Source organism: Olsenella phocaeensis, from assembly GCF_048189965.1.
Taxonomy (GTDB): Bacteria; Actinomycetota; Coriobacteriia; order Coriobacteriales; family Atopobiaceae; genus Olsenella_I; species Olsenella_I phocaeensis.
Genome location: NZ_DBEZHV010000009.1, coordinates 88,286 through 103,272, shown reverse-complemented (window position 1 = coordinate 103,272; position 14,987 = coordinate 88,286). Strand labels below are relative to the sequence as shown.

Annotated in this window: 18 protein-coding genes; 12 read left to right on the top strand and 6 right to left on the bottom strand. The window is 64.8% G+C overall.

Annotation, left to right across the window (positions count from 1 at the left end; genetic code table 11):
* Nucleotides 1-423, top strand: a 423-nt coding sequence (locus ACMPH2_RS04740) for a transposase (RefSeq protein ID WP_417118747.1), incomplete at its 5' end; no start/stop codon positions are given.
* A gap of 612 nt (nucleotides 424-1,035) precedes the next feature.
* On the opposite strand, the gene ACMPH2_RS04735 is transcribed toward ACMPH2_RS04740, so the two are convergent.
* The 5 genes from ACMPH2_RS04735 to ACMPH2_RS04715 form a co-directional block, all read right to left on the bottom strand.
* Entirely contained in the window at nucleotides 1,036-1,236 is a 201-nt protein-coding gene (locus tag ACMPH2_RS04735; protein ID WP_417118746.1) for a hypothetical protein, read from the bottom strand.
* Nucleotides 1,237-1,359: 123 nt separating this feature from the next.
* Complete coding sequence (locus ACMPH2_RS04730) at nucleotides 1,360-1,593, bottom strand: hypothetical protein (protein WP_417118745.1); 234 nt, start codon at nucleotides 1,591-1,593, stop codon at nucleotides 1,360-1,362.
* 70 nt (nucleotides 1,594-1,663) lie between these two features.
* Nucleotides 1,664-2,368 (bottom strand): DUF3592 domain-containing protein, encoded by a 705-nt coding sequence (locus ACMPH2_RS04725; protein ID WP_417118744.1) that lies wholly within the window; start codon nucleotides 2,366-2,368, stop codon nucleotides 1,664-1,666.
* 77 nt (nucleotides 2,369-2,445) lie between these two features.
* The gene (locus ACMPH2_RS04720; RefSeq protein WP_417118743.1) at nucleotides 2,446-3,183 is read right to left on the bottom strand and encodes a DUF3592 domain-containing protein; all 738 of its coding nucleotides are present in this window, start codon (nucleotides 3,181-3,183) and stop codon (nucleotides 2,446-2,448) included.
* 239 nt (nucleotides 3,184-3,422) lie between these two features.
* Nucleotides 3,423-3,560, bottom strand: a complete 138-nt coding sequence (locus ACMPH2_RS04715; RefSeq protein ID WP_156439406.1) for a hypothetical protein — start codon at nucleotides 3,558-3,560, stop codon at nucleotides 3,423-3,425.
* A 1,220-nt stretch (nucleotides 3,561-4,780) separates the two neighbouring features.
* Here ACMPH2_RS04715 and asnA point away from each other — a divergent pair.
* From asnA to ACMPH2_RS04675, 8 genes are all read left to right on the top strand, one after another.
* The gene (gene asnA / locus ACMPH2_RS04710; RefSeq protein ID WP_417118742.1) at nucleotides 4,781-5,788 is read left to right on the top strand and encodes an aspartate--ammonia ligase; all 1,008 of its coding nucleotides are present in this window, start codon (nucleotides 4,781-4,783) and stop codon (nucleotides 5,786-5,788) included.
* Nucleotides 5,789-5,940: 152 nt separating this feature from the next.
* On the top strand, nucleotides 5,941-7,101 hold the full coding sequence (locus ACMPH2_RS04705; protein WP_417118741.1) for an iron-containing alcohol dehydrogenase: 1,161 nt from the start codon (nucleotides 5,941-5,943) through the stop codon (nucleotides 7,099-7,101).
* Between the two features lie 514 nt (nucleotides 7,102-7,615).
* On the top strand, nucleotides 7,616-7,849 hold the full coding sequence (locus ACMPH2_RS04700) for a hypothetical protein (protein ID WP_062530456.1): 234 nt from the start codon (nucleotides 7,616-7,618) through the stop codon (nucleotides 7,847-7,849).
* Nucleotides 7,850-8,399: 550 nt separating this feature from the next.
* Nucleotides 8,400-8,675, top strand: coding sequence for a type II toxin-antitoxin system RelB/DinJ family antitoxin (locus ACMPH2_RS04695; RefSeq protein WP_009277803.1), 276 nt, complete (start codon nucleotides 8,400-8,402; stop codon nucleotides 8,673-8,675).
* Nucleotides 8,668-9,015, top strand: a complete 348-nt coding sequence (locus ACMPH2_RS04690; RefSeq protein ID WP_062530458.1) for a type II toxin-antitoxin system PemK/MazF family toxin — start codon at nucleotides 8,668-8,670, stop codon at nucleotides 9,013-9,015. The genes ACMPH2_RS04695 and ACMPH2_RS04690 overlap by 8 nt, the downstream gene beginning before the upstream one ends.
* A 320-nt stretch (nucleotides 9,016-9,335) precedes the next feature.
* Nucleotides 9,336-10,004, top strand: a complete 669-nt coding sequence (locus ACMPH2_RS04685; protein ID WP_062530462.1) for a nitroreductase family protein — start codon at nucleotides 9,336-9,338, stop codon at nucleotides 10,002-10,004.
* Between the two features lie 91 nt (nucleotides 10,005-10,095).
* Nucleotides 10,096-10,446 (top strand): helix-turn-helix domain-containing protein, encoded by a 351-nt coding sequence (locus ACMPH2_RS04680; protein WP_072500690.1) that lies wholly within the window; start codon nucleotides 10,096-10,098, stop codon nucleotides 10,444-10,446.
* 2 nt (nucleotides 10,447-10,448) lie between these two features.
* Complete coding sequence (locus ACMPH2_RS04675; RefSeq protein ID WP_062530464.1) at nucleotides 10,449-11,720, top strand: type II toxin-antitoxin system HipA family toxin; 1,272 nt, start codon at nucleotides 10,449-10,451, stop codon at nucleotides 11,718-11,720.
* A gap of 18 nt (nucleotides 11,721-11,738) precedes the next feature.
* Here ACMPH2_RS04675 and ACMPH2_RS04670 read toward each other — a convergent pair whose 3' ends face one another.
* Entirely contained in the window at nucleotides 11,739-12,461 is a 723-nt protein-coding gene (locus tag ACMPH2_RS04670) for a gamma-glutamyl-gamma-aminobutyrate hydrolase family protein (protein WP_072500691.1), read from the bottom strand.
* 185 nt (nucleotides 12,462-12,646) lie between these two features.
* Between ACMPH2_RS04670 and ACMPH2_RS04665 the strand changes: the two genes are divergently transcribed.
* The 3 genes from ACMPH2_RS04665 (at nucleotide 12,647) to ACMPH2_RS04655 (ending at nucleotide 14,982) form a co-directional block, all read left to right on the top strand.
* Complete coding sequence (locus tag ACMPH2_RS04665) at nucleotides 12,647-13,360, top strand: class I SAM-dependent methyltransferase (protein WP_417118740.1); 714 nt, start codon at nucleotides 12,647-12,649, stop codon at nucleotides 13,358-13,360.
* Nucleotides 13,361-13,600: 240 nt separating this feature from the next.
* Nucleotides 13,601-13,822, top strand: coding sequence for a type II toxin-antitoxin system RelB/DinJ family antitoxin (locus ACMPH2_RS04660; protein ID WP_062530470.1), 222 nt, complete (start codon nucleotides 13,601-13,603; stop codon nucleotides 13,820-13,822).
* Nucleotides 13,823-14,139: 317 nt separating this feature from the next.
* Nucleotides 14,140-14,982 (top strand): PRD domain-containing protein, encoded by an 843-nt coding sequence (locus ACMPH2_RS04655; RefSeq protein WP_072499834.1) that lies wholly within the window; start codon nucleotides 14,140-14,142, stop codon nucleotides 14,980-14,982.
* The last annotated feature ends 5 nt before the right edge of the window (nucleotides 14,983-14,987 follow it).

Below are 14,987 nucleotides of genomic sequence, written 5' to 3'. Positions count from 1 at the left end.
CGCGAGGGCGACCTCGCGGAGGGGCGGCGGGAGGGGAGGGGGGCGCCCTCCCCGGAGCGCCTCCCCGCCGCCGGGGCGCGCGCCGTGGCCGGGGCGACGGGGGGCGTCCGCGACCGCCCGGGCGGGGGGCCGGCCCCCAGGGGGCCGGGTCGGGCCACCAGCCGGATCATGCGCTCGGACGTCCCGAGGACGAAGGCGGTCGCGAGGACCGTGCGCGAGGAGGGGGAGGGCATCCTCGACTGGTTCCCCCGCAACGCGACGAACGCGGTCCCGGAGGGGCCCAGCTCGGCCACCCAGTCCGTCAAGAGGGCCTCGGGGGGCTTCGGGGACCTGGCCTGCCCGGAGGCCATGGCCTTCCTCAGGCTGGGACGCCTGGACTTCTCGGCCCGGCTGGCGTCGGGGTGTGCTAGCCACCAGAAGTGACGATGAGCCGGTTTGTCCAAGGGGCTCAGAAACATGCCCGCCATGGCGCCCACGTTGGGTACCGTGGAAAGGGAGTTGACCGCCGTGGCATCCACGCCAGGCATGGCCGCAGCCATGGTGTTGAGGATGCCGCCGACCGCCTGGGCCGTTGCCTGCATGACTGCGATGGAGAGGATGGATACCTTGAAGAGAAGCCCGTCTTGCTTGCGTTTGGTCGGTGTCATCGTGTGCCTCCGTCCGTTGGCTGACAAACCACGTGCTCGCTGACTGGAACTATAGGGACGGGTGGTCAGCCTGTTTGGACTGGTGGTCTTGTGCGGTGGGCGTGGAGTCCGCTCTGAAGGTGGGCGACTTGGCGAGAGAGGAAGACCCGTGGTGCCTTACCGGCCGCAGAACCTGGCGAAGGAGTTCGAGAACCACCAGGAAGGCCGAGTGGTGGGGTGCAGGCGGAATGCAGGCCGCAGGCGCGACCGGAATCGGGGCGTTAAACACCACATTGACAATGGTATAGCAAACCTGCGGCCAAGGCTCGCCGGCTGCACTGGCTTCAGGATCGTCACCGTGCGCGGCATGGGATACAAGGCGACTTTCCAATGAAGAGGGACGGTCGCATCAACACGAGTACGGCTCCACGATGGAGAAGCCCAGGTCGCGCAAGCCGGCGCAGAAGAGGTCCCGCTTGCGGGTGTAGAGCTCGGGCAGCCCCTCGTAGTAGGAGTCAGGCAGGGTGAGCCCGGCCACGGCCGCCTCCATGAGGGGCGCCGCAGCGCCCACGGTGAGGAAGTCGTGCACCTTCTTGGCGCGGTCGATCACTCCTCGGGGGCGATCACGTAGCCAAGGCGCCAGCCGGTCATGGCGTAGGTCTTGGGGAGGGAGGAGCAGGAGAGGGTTCGGCCCCACATGCCAGGGAGCGACGAGAAGTAGGTGTGCTGGGGGCTATGGTAGACCCTGGGTGAAGTTGGTGGACGGCCCGTTCACGCCTGTGACAAGAAAATGTGACGGAAGCCCCGGGGCGTCGTCGAAGAGGTCATACCAGAGCCGCATGAGGTACACGCGCAGCGCGAGCTCGATCTCCTCGCGGCCCTCGCCCACCTCACGGCAACGGGCACCGCCACGCCTGTCGTAGCGCTCGTTGCGAAGCAGGAGTCGCGAACAGCCTTCGCAAAACACGGGTCAAAGGGAACATCGGCGCCGTGCGTCATCAGCTCCCGTCACATCCCGACAAGGCCAATCCCGCCCGCTACAGCGTGGGCAGCAAGGGCGCAACGACATCGGCGGCCGAGTTGAGCATGACGGCCAGGGTAAATCCGGCAAGCGCCATCATGAACACCCCAAGCAGGGCAGTGGCGATGCCGGCAGCGACGTTGTGCTCGTTGACGTATATCGCCTCGGCCGGCTCGCGCGGGTTGACCAAAAGCGTGCAGGGATCCCCCACCCCGAGAGGCTCGCGGCCCCTCTTCGTCGGCTTCCGGTTGGCAGGACCGGCTGGCGGCTCTGGGGGCCGGTATCCGGCAGCGGCACGGTCCACCCTGCCGCTCAGGTCGTCGGCCTCGTATGTCTGGTCCTGATAGTCGAACGTGGCGGTGTACACCCGTGAGTAAGACTTGCCGGTGGGTATGATGCGGGAGTCGGTGATCGTGGCCTCGACCTGCGCCGTGCAACGCCGACGCGCGGTCGCCTTGCTGATGCCCCAGACGACCCCGTACGCGCCGATGCACAAAAGCGCCGTGCACGTGTACGCGAAGGTGACGAGCGCGCTCGCGGTCTCTGGGAGGGCGAAGATCGCGAGGGTGACGATGATGCCGGCCGCCGCGAGAACCTTCCACCCCGTGCCCCTCTTCCTCGAAGACGAGCCCTGCGTGAACAAGTAGCAAAGTATGGCGATGGACGCGGACATCCAAGCGCAGAGCAAGGCGATGCCGCTATCGGGAGCGAACGATTCCATGCGGCTCCTTCCAAAAGGGCTCGATGCGAGAGCACCGTCCCCTATGCCTGGCGCCGCATCCGCTTCGCCACGCGAGCCTAGAGGTCGATGTATGTCTTGCTCGAAGGCAGCCTGTCGGCGGAGGGGATGTCAACGTAGTTCTTGGCGTAGTCGTTCGGGTTGACGTACACGTCGATGTGGTCGCCCGCATGGAGCGCATCCTCGACCGGCCAGTAAGCGCAGGCGCTGGTGAAGCGGTAGTTCTGCCCGCCCTCCTTGTACGTGCACCGGACCTGCCGGCCGGGCACGCCGTTGAACGTCCGGTTGTCGAGGACCGTTACCTCCTGCACTGTCGCGTCGAGCCGTTTGCCCGTCTGCTTTAGGTTCCCGACGCGCCGCCGGCGCACACGGGGAACGATCAGGAGCGACAGCCCTGTCACCAGGCAGAGGGCGCCCGACCCTCCGAAGCCCGCCAGGGTCATGGTGGCGAAGCCGGGGACGGCGACGTTGCCGGGACGCTCGGGGTCGACCAGAAGCTCCAGCTGCTCCCCCTCGTACATCGAGCCGTCGTAGGAGTTCAGGAGCACGTCGTCGTAGCTCTTGCCGTCATACTCATAGCTCACGTACACGTCGTAGTTGGTGCTTGTGCTGCTGTTGCTGCCAGTGCCGTTGCGGGTTCTGTAGACGTCGATCCGGTCGATCTGCGCCTGCACCGTCTCGCCCGCTGCGTACTTCTGGTTCGTGCTCACGAACAGAGCGATGCCAATCGTGAGCACGATAGCCCCGATCACCGTAAATATGGCACCCAGTATGGTGAGGAGCTTCCTGCTGTCCATGTATCTTGTTCCCTTCTGTCTGCGGGCTCCGGTTCCCCAGGCAAAGCTCATATAGTAGGGTACTACGCTGCATGAGGGGCCTTACCATCTTTCCCCTCGGGTAGGCGGGACAGAGCAAACGATTTCAACCGCGTTCACCTTGGTCAATCTGCCGCTCCAGCTCGTATTCGTGGCCGACACGCACTTTCCATGCGATAGGTAGTGCGGGACGGCTGCGTGCTTCTGCCTTTCCGTGGACCTTACATGCGAGCGGTAGTCGGGCCGGAGCCGTGCCTTGGGCAGCCGTCGCATCGGTTGTAGAGCGCCTGCCAGCTGGGATACACCAGCTCGTCGCGCACCTCAGCGGTGTTCCTGTCATGCTTTATATAGAGTCCCACAGCCCGTTTTCTCTGTTCGGATGAACATGGCACCAGAACCTCCAGACGTCATCGTTTGGTGCGGATTTCTGATACCACCCCCAGTGTCAACCAAACTGGGGCAGGTTCAGTCCCCCATCATTCTTCACGAAGCCATCATCCCTCGCGGACGCGGGCCTGTCGCAGAGCCTCCCCATCATGTATCGCCGCTTCCTGGGCGCGCCCCCGGGCCAAGAGGCCCCGACCGCAGACCCTGATTCGCAGCTAGCCGAGATGTGTACGGGAGACGCGATTTTGGGCGATGGCGGCAAGAACGCACCCCCTCCGAGCTGCGGTTCCCCAGGGCGGCCCGGCCGCCCGGGGTGCCATTCCCCGCAGTGGGGGGAAACGCGCCCCCTCCGCGGGCCGCCTGCCTGCGCAGACGGGAACGGGCGCCCGTACACATCTCGGCTAGCTGCGAATCAGGGTCTGCCGCGCCCGGCTCCAGGAGCAGCACGCCCCCTCGGGGGGCGAGGACGGTCAGGAGCCCGTCGCCGAAGGGCCTCCCCCGTGGCCGCGGCAGAAGGCGGCCGGCATGCCAGCCCCGTCCCCGTCAGAGGCGGGGGAGGTCCTGTGGGGCTCGGCGAGCCTCTCGAACATCAGCTAACCCTCCCCTCGCGCACAAGCGGCAGGACGCCGCCGCACATGGCGGCGCCGACCCCGCCGAACGCAAGCGCAAGGCCCTCGCTGGACGCGAAGCCCATGCAAAGCATCAGAGCGCAGGCTGCCAGAACGACGATGGACACCGCCCTCGCCGCACCGGCAAGTGCGGGCCTTGCGGGAAGCGCGAGCAGAAGAACGCCCAAAACCACGAGGCATACCCCAATGGTGCGGTGCGGGCCATCCCACACGCTGAAGCGAACGCGCCCGGAATTCTCCACGCTCGAGCGCACAATGTCGCCAGCGCCCAACTGGGCAAACGTGCTGGCGCGCGTGCGTATCAGCGTGCTCAGCGAAATTGGCGTGCGTATCAGCGTACTCGGCGGTACTGCGTGTGCGCGTCAGCGTGCGTGACGCAGCCGCAGCGTGACGCAGCCGCGGCCGCAGCGTATTGTCTCCGCCGTCGCGCCGGCGGCATGCGCCCCCCTCTCGCCTGTATTATCAGCGTGTTGCGCCCTTGCCGAGAGCTTGCCTGGGCATGCCCACTGCGAGCACAATGCCATACGTGCAAACGCAAAGCTGATCGCCGAGGAGCGCCAGACATGTCCCTCTACCTGCCCGAGCAGTACGACCCCAAGATGAGCGTCCGCCAGACCGAGAACGCCATCAAGTACATCCGCGATACCTTCCAGCGCGAGATGGGCCGCGAGATGAGGCTCTCGCGCGTCTCTGCCCCGCTCTTCGTGGAGAGGAGCTCCGGCCTCAACGACAACCTCAACGGCGTCGAGCGCCCCGTGAGCTTCGACGTGCCCTGGCAGCCGGACGAGACCGTGGAGGTCGTGCAGTCGCTGGCCAAGTGGAAGCGCATGGCGCTGCGCAAGTACGGCTACCAGCCGGGCGAGGGAATCTACGCCAACATGAACGCCGTGCGCCGCGACGAGGAGCTGGACAACCTGCACTCCTGCTACGTGGACCAGTGGGACTGGGAGCGCGTCATCCGCCGCGAGGACCGCAACGAGGAGACCCTGCGCAGCACCGCGTCCGAGGTCTTCCGCATCATCAAGCACATGCAGCACGAGGTCTGGTACAAGTACCCGGACGCCTTCTACCGCCTGCCCGACGAGATGCACTTCGTGGACAGCGAGGAGCTGCTGCAGCGTTATCCCGGCCTCACGCCGCGCGAGCGCGAGGACGCGATCACCCACGAGCTGGGCTGCGTCTTCCTGATGCGCATAGGCGAGAGGCTCTCCAACGGCGAGCCGCATGACGGTCGCGCGCCGGACTACGACGACTGGCAGCTCAACGGCGACATCCTCTTCTGGTACGAGCCCCTGCAGCGCGCGCTCGAGATCTCGAGCATGGGCATCCGCGTTGATGCCGCGGCACTGCGCTCCCAGCTCCAGAAGGCGGGGTGCCCCGAGCGAGCCGAGCTTCCGTACCACCGCGCGGTGCTGGCGGACGAGCTGCCCTTCACCATCGGTGGCGGCATCGGACAGTCCCGCCTGTGCATGCTGCTCTTGGGCCGCGTCCACGTTGGAGAGGTGCAGGCCAGCATCTGGCCTGAGGACATGGTGCGTGCCTGCGAGGAGCACGGGATGCGGCTGCTCTAGCGTTCTAGCATGGCCGCTCCGGTCATGGCCTCGCACGACCGTCGCGTGCGCCCGCATTCCAGCCAAAGGGCTCGGGCCTCTCCCCTCCGTGCTACGCTCTTCCCGTCACGATGCCGTGGGGACGGCACGGACGTCGTCGGAAGGGGAGTGCCATGCTCGACTTCACCTACTTTGCGCCCACCAAGATTCACTTCGGCCGAGGCCAGATCAGCCACCTGAGCGAGCTGCGCCAGAGCGGCGATCGGGTGCTTCTCTGCTACGGCGGCGGCAGCATCAAGCGCAATGGCATCTACGACGAGGCGCTTCGCGTCTTGGGCGAGGCCGGCATTCAGGTCTTTGAGCTCGATGGCGTCGAGCCCAACCCCCGCATCCAGACGGTGCGACGCGGCGTCGAGCTCTGCCGCTCCAACGGCATCGACATGGTCCTCGCCATCGGTGGGGGCAGCTCCATCGACTGCGCGAAGGTGGTCGCGGCGGGCGCCCGCTACGACGGGGACCCCTGGGACCTGGTCATCCATCCGCAGCTGATCGAGGCCGCGCTACCCATCTACACCGTGTTGACGCTCTCGGCCACGGGGTCCGAGATGGACGCCTTCGCAGTGATCAGCGACCTCGAGAAGAACGAGAAGTGGGGCACGGCGTCGCCTGCGCTGCTGCCCACGATGTCCGTGCTCGACCCCAGCTACACCTTCTCGGTCCCCGTGCGGCAGACTGCCGCCGGCACTGCGGACATGATGAGCCACACCTTCGAGAACTACTTCCACTTCGAGCCGGGCAGCTTCCTGCAGGAGCGTCTGGCCGAGGGAATCCTCAAGACCTGCATCCACTACGGGCCCATCGCCCTGGCCACGCCGGACGACTACGAGGCGCGCGCCAACCTCATGTGGGCGTCGAGCCACGCCATCAACGGCCTGGTGAGCGAGGGCTGCTCGCCGGCGTGGTGCGTGCACCCCATGGAGCACGAGCTCTCGGCCTTCTATGACATCACGCATGGCGAGGGGCTCGCGATCCTGACGCCCGCCTGGATGGAGCACGTGCTGGACGAGCGCACGGCTCCCGTGTTTGCGCGCTATGGCCGCAACGTCTGGGGCGTGACTGAGGCCGACGACATGGCCGCGTCGCGCGAGGCCATTCGCCTTACGCGCGAGTTCTTCTTCGGGACGATGGGGATGCCCGCGACGCTGCGCGAGGTGGGCATCACGAGCGACGAGCACTTCGCAGTCATGGCCAAGAAGGCGGCGGCTGGCTCCAAGGGCAGCTTCGTGGAGCTGAGCGAGGAGGACGTCGAGCAGATCTACTCTGCCGCCCTCTAGCGGGAGCGAGGGCCAGGCGAGAGGGACGCGCGTACGGCGCTGGTGGCGGTGCGAGGCGTGGCCGGTTGTGTTACGGCTGCGGCTCGTGCCGCCAGTACGTCGTTGCGCATGCCTCTGGGTCGCTGGCACGCCGTTGCGCGCATTCGTCTGGACTCGCCACGCAGTTGTGCACGTCCCCGGCATCCTCCACGCTAAAGCGCACGCCCGTCCCCCTCGCCATCTGCGCAAACGCAGGGTCTGCTGTGCGCAGCAGCGTGCTGGGCGAAAGGGGCGTGCGCAATCGCGTGCGGGACGAGGCGCGGAAGGTCTGGCGCGCTCGCTTCAGCTTTAAGGAGGGGAAGGGCTACAAGTACAGGCCCGTTGTCGTTCTGGCGTCTGCTCCCTGACGTCAGTTACGCCATATTAGCAGGTAGATAGGTATATTTGACATTACGGGGCATCCTTGCGGGCACTCGGTCGGTCGGGTTATGATGTGGCCGGAGTGAATTATTCATCGGTTCCGCAGGAGGATGGCATGGAAACGAAGTCCATCGGGGTGGTGGCTCTGCTTGTCGTCTCTCTGGTCCTAGTTGTTTGGGGAGCGTTGCTCGTGTCCGGCAGGGGTCTCAGGTCCATTGCGGGAAACAGGAAGGCGACCGATGAGCAAATCGAGGCCCAGAAGCGAGACGGGCTGGGCCACGCGATTGGCGGCATACTGATTGGGATGGCCGCCATCTGCATGGTAGAGCTCATCGTGATGTACCTCTGATGGCCCATGCCTTTGAAGCGATCATCGATTGCTTGGGTTGACCGCATCGCTCAGATTCCGGTCTCGTACCTGGGGATTGCAGGACGCATCGGCCGACTGAGCGACAGGGATCCCTTGGCGCTCGCTTGCATTCTGAGTAAGATTGCATCGAATGTTCACTGATGTCTTGCGTGCTGGGCGGTCCATGTGCGGCCGTGCCGCCAGTACGTCGTTGCGCACGCCTCCGGGATCCTCCACGCTAAAGCGCACATCTCCGGCATCCGCCACGCAGCTGCGCACATCTCCGGCATCCTCCACGCTAAAGCGCACGCCCGTCCCCCTCGCCATCTGCGCAAACGCAGGGTCTGCTGTGCGCAACAGCGTGCTGGGCGAAAAGGGCGTGCGCAACAGCGTGCTGGATGAAAAACGTGTGCGCATGCGCGTGCGGGATGGGCACTTCGTGCGCTCGTGCGTGCCAAGCGAGAAAGGCACCGCTCATCTCGCTTGAAAGACTTCGAGATAGTACCCGATTTGGGTACTATTCGGGTAAGTACTGCAAAGGAGGTAAAGTATGGCAACTGTGACACCCCCTCATGACGCGGAGATAAAGACACGCGCTCCCCGCAAGGTGCGCGATGGGGCGCGGAAGGTCTACGCGCGCTGGGGCATCAGCCTGAATGACGCGATCAACATGTTCCTGGTCAAGTCGATAGAGGTCGGCGGCCTTCCCTTTGACCTCCGTCCTGAGGCTCCGAGCTTCGAGGAGCTCTCGGCGCTGGCATACAAGGCACAGCTGGACTCCTCGGACACCGCCATCCTCCCTGCGGACTGGGACGAGGATGAGTGACTTGAACCTATGCAGATGGGAGGTCTGGCACGCCCGCTTCAACTTTCAGGAAGGGAAGGGTTACAAGTACAGGCCCGTTATCGTGCTGGCGTCTGATGGCAGAGACCAGCTGGTCATGATGGTTACCAGCGCCACCAACAAGCTCCATCTTGAGAATGACTACAGGCTTGTCGACTGGGCACAGGCGGGGTTGGACAAGCCGTCGATCGCTCGGGTGGATCGCATTGCCCAGATTCCTGCCTCGTACCTGGGGACTGCGGGACGCATTGGCCGATTGAGCGAGAGGGATGCCCTGGCGCTTGCCGGCATCCTGCGGAAGGTCGCGTCGGAGGCGCGCTAATGCCTGCAAGGCAGGTCGGCATGTGTGCGAGCTGTGCCGCCACGCAGTTGCGCACGCCTCCGGCATCCGCCACGCGCTTGCGCACACTCGCCCCTCTCACCATCTGTGCAAACGCAGGGTCCGCCGTGCGCAACAGCGTGCTGGGCGAAAAGAGCGTGCGCAATCGCGTGCCGAGCGAGAGCAGCAGCTCGGGCGACGCCGCGAGCTCTATCTGGCGAAGGGCGCACCGCTCTTCGGCGGCCAGGTCTTCGTGCCCGACGACCTGGACGTCATCGAGCTGGGATAGTCTTTCCCCAACGCGAACCGAAGGGACGTCACATATGAACATGCAAGAGGCCATGGCCGCGCGCCACACGGTGAGGAAATTCGACGGACGGTCGCTCGACGACCAGGGTCTTGCCGCCCTCGAGGGGCGCGTCGAGCTCCTCAACCACGAGCATGGCACCCACATGGTGCTCGTCCACGACGACGGACATGCCTTTGGCGCGCTGCTCCGCATGACGCTCGCCCGCGGCGTGCGTGACTACGTCGCCCTCATGGGTCCCGAGGACGGCTCGCTCGACGAGGCGCTGGGCTGGTGCAGCTCGGACCTCATGCTCCATGCCCAGACCTTGGGCCTGAACAGCTGGTGGGTGGGCGGGACCTTCAGCCGCGGCGGTGCTTCGCGTGCGGCGGGTATGGCCCAGGGCGAGAAGCTCGTGGGCATCGTCTGCGTGGGCCATGGCCTCGAGCAGGGGAGGCCCCATCGCTCCAAGCGTGCGGACCAGGTGAGCTCCTACGCAGGCGAGGAGCCCGAGTGGTTCAGGGCGGGCGTCGAGGCGGCCCTCCTTGCCCCCACTGCCATCAACCGTCAGGCGTTCATGCTGGAGGGCTCGGGCCGCACGGTGCATGCGAGCTATGCGCCCGGGGCGCTCGCCGGCGTCGACCTGGGCATCGTGAGGCATCATTTCGAGCTGGGCGCTGGCAGGGAGAACTTCGACTGGGCGTAGTCCCCGTGCTACCCGTACCTCTCACCATGTGACAATGTTGAGTTGCGCTGTCCTGGTGATTGACCGCAGAACTTTGCGGATTGGATTGACGATGCGACAGATTCACATTCCGAGACAAATGGGGCAAGCGGTTCGTTCGAGGAGGCTCGAGCTTGGGCTGACGCGGCGGGAGCTTGCGGACAAGGCCGGGGTGTCCGAGCGGCTTGTGCTCTCGCTTGAGCAGGGAGAGGCGACGGGCATTCGACTCGACAAACTCTTGGGGATCTTGGGCTCCCTTGGGCTCTCGCTGTACGTTGGTGGTGGCTCGAGCACCGCGACTGCCGTGCGGCAGGCGTCTGCTTCGCCTCAGGTGTCTGACGAAGAGCTAACGAAATGCTATGAAGAGACCTACGCGGACTTTGTTGCCGAGTCCCTCTCCGATGCGTATGGCTGGGAGGGGTGAGGATGTCCCGACAGCTTGTCGCAATTATGGGAACCAAAGAGGTCGGCATGCTCTCGCAGACCGACTCGGGCAGCTTCGAGTTCAGGTATGCCGATGGCTACGATGGAATTCCCCTCTCCCTTTCCCTTCCCGTGAGGAATGGTGCATATGCGGAGCGAAGACTAAGGCCCTATCTGTTCGGCCTCTTGCCCGACAGCGAGGCAGTCCGCCGAGACATTGCACGTGAGTTCGACGTGAGCGCCAATAATCCCCTGGCCCTGCTTGAGCATATCGGCCTGGACTGTCCTGGCGGGGTCCAGTTCTGCACGCCAGACAGCGTGTCTAAGGTGCTGGGACGCTCCTCACGCTACGTGTCCCTCTCTGACGAACAGATTTGCAATCGCCTCAGACGGCTTCGCCAAGGCCCGGAGGACTCTTGGGTGGGGAGGGGGGAGCATTGGTCGTTGGGTGGCAATCAGGGGAAGTTCGCACTTGCATTGCGAGAAGGCGCGTGGTGCTCCTGCGAGGGATCCGCCGCGACCACGCATATCTTCAAGAACGGGGTCCTTGGCTATAGCCTCCAGGCTCTGAACGAATACGTGTGCATGAGACTTGCTGCTGCATGCAACCTGCCCGTATCAAGGGTCGAATACAGGATGTTCGGAGATGAGCCCGCAATCGTCGTTCGTTGCTATGACAGGGCGGTCGGCCGAGAGGGCGAGATCGCTCGCATCCACCAGGAGGACCTATGCCAGGCCTTGGGCGTCATGCCCGACATGAAGTACACGATTGACGGAGGCCCCGGGGCGTTGGACGTCGTACGGTTGCTGTCGAAGACCAGCAGGGCACGCACAAATGTTGAGCTGTTCACCAGGATGCTCTTCTTCAACACGCTGATAGGGGCTCCAGATGCTCATGCCAAGAACTATTCGGTCCTGCTGGGCGGAGGGGGCGACGCGCTTCTGGCTCCGATGTACGACGTCGCATCTGGCCTTTGCTACGAGTCCATGCGCAGGGACGGACGGCTTGCGATGGGCATAGGGGGAGAGAATCGCTTCGGTCGGATGAGCAGAAAGGCATTGAGCAAGTATGCAGAGGGTGCGGGCATGAGGGGCTATGGATTCGACGAGGCATGGTGCGTGGAGACTATGCTGCGGATCGCGTCCGATGTAATCGGCAAGATTGGCGGGGTGTTCGATGCCAGCGAGGGTCTTCCGGGCATCGAGGAGCTGAGATCCAGGATGGAGACGCCAATAACGCGCAACTTCGAGCGCATCATGGCACAGCTCAAATAGAACAAGGACTTGCGCTCGCTACCTCGCGGACGCGTGCTCCTGGGCTGCGGCCACGAAGCTCTCGATCAGCCGCCGCTGGTGCCAGTCGCTGGCAAACATGAGCTCCGGGTGCCACTGGACCGCCCACACGTAGCTCTTCTGGGGCATCCACACGGCCTCGACGAGCCCGTCGTCCGACCAGGCCATGGGCTCAATTCCCGGCGCGAGCTCGCGCAGGGCCTGGTGGTGCTTGCTGTTGACGCCCATGGACGGCTCCCCGTCGAGCAGCCTGCCAAGAGGGCTTCCCTCGACGATGCTCACGTCGTGCCACGGTGCGTCGAAGGGCGGGTCCATGCGGTGGGTGTGGCTCTGCGGGCACTGCGTGGGGATGTCCTGGACGAGGTTGCCGCCCAGCGCGACGTTGATGACCTGGATGCCACGGCAGATGCCCAGCACGGGCAGGTCGCGGCTCACGGCGCGAGGCACCAGCACCATCTGCAGGGCGTCGAGCTCCCTCTGGGGCTCGTCCACCTGGGGCAGCGGGCTCTCTCCGTACAGATGGGGATTGACGTCGTAGCCGCCGGTGAGCAGGATGCCGTCCACGTGACCCAGGATCTGGTCGATGTCGGTCACGTCGTCGGTGTAGGGAAGCATGATGGGAATCGCCCCACAGGCAGTCAGCGCCTCGAAGTAGCCGGGACGGATCACCGTCTCGTCCGTGTCGGGGTTGGTAAGGGGGGTCACTCCTATGATTGGCTTCATGCTCGCATCCTCGTTCGTTTGGCAACCTATTGAGCATAGACCACAATTGCACCCATGGCAGGCAATTGACAAAGTCGAAAGACCGTTGCCGAGTGGTCGTGGCTTGGCTAGGGTGGGCGTGACAAACGTGACGCCGGACGGTCGACATGGGTCGTCCGTATGGGCGAGAGGAACGGGAGGATCCCATGGAAGGCGAAGGCCAGACGAACGACCGCGTCGAACGGGAGGGCGGCGTGGCAGGGCTTGACGACCATGAGCGTCGTGTGACCCAGGCGGGAAACCCCGCCCGTCCCGAGGGAAGCTTTGGCGCGCAGATGCTGCGGCGCATGAACCAGAGCCACGAGGGTCTCACCAACTGGGCTCTCGACTTCCTGGACCTTGCTCCCGACACCCGCGCTCTGGACGTGGGCTGCGGGGGAGGGGCCACCATGGGCCGCCTGGGACGGCGCATCGCCGCTGCGGGCGACGGCGCCATGCGCGGGCACGTCACGGGCCTCGACTACTCCGAGGTCTCGTGCGAGCAGTCCCGCCTGGCCAACGCCGAGGCCATCGCAGAGGGCAGGATGGACGTGGTCTGCGCGTCGGTTGCCGAGCTACCCTTCGCGGACGCGAGCTTCGACGTGGTGACCACGGTGGAGAGTTTCTACTTCTGGCCCGACCCCGAGGCGAACCTGTGCGAGGTGGCGCGCGTCATCCGTCCCGTGGGCCGCTTCCTCCTGGTGGCGGACGTGTACCTGCGGGAGGGGCTCGATCCCGACACCCTGGCCAACATCCGCAGGTACGACCTGACGGTCCTCTCGCCCGAGGGATACGAGGAGCTCGTGCTGAGGGCGGGGTTCGCCTCCTGCCGCTGTCACCTGAGCGACGAGGGCTGGATTGCGGTGGATGCCGTGCGCTAGGTGCGAGCCCCTGGCGGGGCGCCGACATGGTTGACTGACGCCAAGGCGGTAGGTCCCGATGGGCCCGCCGCCTCTTCCATGGCGACCGCCCCGCCTGCCTTCCGCGCGAGCCTGGGCGCCGCCTGCAAAATGCCCGTCTTTCTCAGCTGATCCATTGGTATTATCTGGTATACCTAAGGCATACGAAGTAATACCAATGCAGCAGCAAAACGTAGCAAAAAACAGCTCGCAGGGGTGAACATGAAGGAAAAGCTGACGCCGGTGGTGGCCAAGGTCCTTCCCGACGAGAAGGACCGCTTCTTCGAGGCGACCGAGCAGATCGGGACCACGCCGTCCAACGCCATCCGGATGTTCATCTCGGCGTTCAACCGAGCCGGTACGTTTCCGTTCGAGATAGTCGCCCCGAAGGTGGGGGATGGGGGGATCGCCGATGCGCGCGGAGATACGGTGGCGCTTTCTTAGGGTGTCCATCTTGCTTGCGAGGGTCCTTCCCTGCACGATGACCTCGCGCATGCGCAGCGCCTACGTCTCGAACTCCCTCCGCTGCATGTGGCACTAGCCAGACGCGCCTGGCCATGACTTGGGTCCAGAGGCGTCTGGCCTCTGGCGCGCCTGTCGTCTGGATTCCAAAATGGGTCCTCTTCCTCCTTGCGCGCATGCCAAGCATGCTCTAGAATGCTCCTCGATTCAGCAGGTTTGTTACTCCTCGGAGGCATCACTTGCGCGGGCGTCGGGCCCCATGGCCCACCTGTCGCTGTGCCGTTCCAGGGAGTATTTTTATGTTTATCGTCAGCAAGATAAACAACAACGTGGCCATCGCACTGGATGACAGCGGGCGCAAGCTCGTGGTCTTCGGTCGTGGTATCGGCTTTCCCAAGACTCCCTACGAGCTCAAGGATTCCACGCAGATCGAGTGCGCCTTCTATGGCATCGACAAGAGCCTGCTTCCCATGCTGGTCTCGCTCTCTGACAAGGTGCTTGAGGCCTCCGCGGAGATAATCGAGCTGGCAGGCGACCGCTTCGGCGAGCTCAATCCCAACCTGGTCCTGACCCTCGCCGACCACCTGCAGTTCGCCATCAGTCGAGAGGAGGGCGGGATCCACCTCGAGAACCCGCTCTCGACCCAGATCGGCATCGTGTATCCGCGCGAGGTCGAGGTGGGCTGGAAGGACCTGGACGTCTGCGAGCGCTGCTGCGGGATTCGCCTGCCCGACTCCGAGGCCTACACCATTGCCGTGCACATCGTCAGCGCCGAGATGGACCAGGCCTCTGGGGCGGGCGGCATGCACCTGGTCATGGAGAGCACCGAGCTCATAGAGGAGATCGTCTCCATCGTGGAGTCCTTCGCGGGCGGGGTGCTGGACCACAAGTGCTATGCCTACACCCGCTTCATCACGCACCTGCGCTACCTGGTCTCGGTCCTCCTCGGCGACGCCGAGCCGCCCGAGGGGGGCATCGACGCGGATGGCATGCTGGCCATGATTCGCAAGGCCTACCCTGCCGCCTATGCCTGCACCGAGCGCATCGTCGAGCACCTCCGCAAGCGCAGCTCCTGGGAGTGCACAAGCGAGCAGCGCCTCTACCTCGCCATGCACGTCAACCAATTCCTCAAGGCCCAATAGCCCCC

Bases quoted from the DNA above. Each gene is read 5' to 3' on its own strand.
- ACMPH2_RS04725 (WP_417118744.1), bottom strand. From the start codon at position 2,368: ATGGAATCGTTCGCTCCCGATAGCGGCATCGCCTTGCTCTGCGCTTGG.
- ACMPH2_RS04720 (WP_417118743.1), bottom strand. From the start codon at position 3,183: ATGGACAGCAGGAAGCTCCTCACCATACTGGGTGCCATATTTACGGTG.
- asnA (WP_417118742.1), top strand. From the start codon at position 4,781: ATGTCCCTCTACCTGCCCGAGCAGTACGACCCCAAGATGAGCGTCCGC.
- ACMPH2_RS04705 (WP_417118741.1), top strand. From the start codon at position 5,941: ATGCTCGACTTCACCTACTTTGCGCCCACCAAGATTCACTTCGGCCGA.
- ACMPH2_RS04700 (WP_062530456.1), top strand. From the start codon at position 7,616: ATGGAAACGAAGTCCATCGGGGTGGTGGCTCTGCTTGTCGTCTCTCTG.
- ACMPH2_RS04695 (WP_009277803.1), top strand. From the start codon at position 8,400: ATGGCAACTGTGACACCCCCTCATGACGCGGAGATAAAGACACGCGCT.
- ACMPH2_RS04690 (WP_062530458.1), top strand. From the start codon at position 8,668: ATGAGTGACTTGAACCTATGCAGATGGGAGGTCTGGCACGCCCGCTTC.
- ACMPH2_RS04685 (WP_062530462.1), top strand. From the start codon at position 9,336: ATGAACATGCAAGAGGCCATGGCCGCGCGCCACACGGTGAGGAAATTC.
- ACMPH2_RS04680 (WP_072500690.1), top strand. From the start codon at position 10,096: ATGCGACAGATTCACATTCCGAGACAAATGGGGCAAGCGGTTCGTTCG.
- ACMPH2_RS04675 (WP_062530464.1), top strand. From the start codon at position 10,449: ATGTCCCGACAGCTTGTCGCAATTATGGGAACCAAAGAGGTCGGCATG.
- ACMPH2_RS04670 (WP_072500691.1), bottom strand. From the start codon at position 12,461: ATGAAGCCAATCATAGGAGTGACCCCCCTTACCAACCCCGACACGGAC.
- ACMPH2_RS04665 (WP_417118740.1), top strand. From the start codon at position 12,647: ATGGAAGGCGAAGGCCAGACGAACGACCGCGTCGAACGGGAGGGCGGC.
- ACMPH2_RS04660 (WP_062530470.1), top strand. From the start codon at position 13,601: ATGAAGGAAAAGCTGACGCCGGTGGTGGCCAAGGTCCTTCCCGACGAG.
- ACMPH2_RS04655 (WP_072499834.1), top strand. From the start codon at position 14,140: ATGTTTATCGTCAGCAAGATAAACAACAACGTGGCCATCGCACTGGAT.